The 822-nt window shown below is 70.7% G+C and carries 1 protein-coding gene; it reads left to right on the forward strand.

All coding sequences use genetic code 11. The annotated features are described in order from the left end of the window. The coding region (locus D7X74_RS42190; protein WP_120538492.1) for a metallophosphoesterase at positions 1-822 on the forward strand (822 nt) is incomplete at both ends.

The raw sequence follows: 822 nt of genomic DNA on the forward strand, positions 1-822 counted from the left end.
CTGGAACTGTGGGGGCAGGCGCCGGTGTTCACGGTGCGCGTCGCCGCCGGGGCGCAGGCGAGAGCCGACTGGCTCCTCACGGTGCACAACGCGATGCCGGACGCGGCGCTGGAGGCGGTGGACGAAGCGGGCACGGCGCTCTCCGTGGAAGCGCTGCCGGACGCGCACCCGACGGTGAAGGCGTGGCGCGTGGCGCTGCGGCCGGGAGCGACGGCGCGGCTGACGGTGGCGCCGCCGGACTGGGACTCGCGGGAGCCGTTCCGGTTCGCGGCGCTGGCGGACGTGCAGGAGGCGCTGTCGAAGGTGGGGGACGTCTACACGCGGCTGAACGAAGACCCCAGCTTGCGCTTCATCTTCTTCGCGGGCGACCTGACGGAGTACGGGACGCGCGAGCAGTTGGAGGAGTTCCAGCAGCGGCTGGAGGCGGGCTCCCGCATCCCGTTGTTCGCGACGCTGGGCAACCACGAGACGTTCACGGACGACGCCAGGGAGTACCAGCGGCTCGTGGGGCGGGCGAGCCAGCACTTCACCTTCCGGGGTGCGCACTTCAGCCTGGTGGACTCCGGCAGCAGCACGGTGGATCCGCTGGTGGAGCAGCAGCTGGACGGGTGGCTGGAGGAGGCGCGCGACGCGGTGCACGTGGTGGCCATGCACATCCCTCCGTTGGATCCGATTGGCGTCCGGGGCGGAGGCTTCGCCATCCGGGGTGAGGCTGCCGGGTTGGTGGGGAAGATGGCGCGAGCGGGGGTGGACCTGACGCTCTACGGGCACATCCATTCCTATTATTCGTACTCGAACGCGGGCATCCCGGCGTTCATCTCC

The organism is Corallococcus sp. CA047B (genome assembly GCF_003612065.1).
Classification (GTDB): domain Bacteria; phylum Myxococcota; class Myxococcia; order Myxococcales; family Myxococcaceae; genus Corallococcus; species Corallococcus praedator.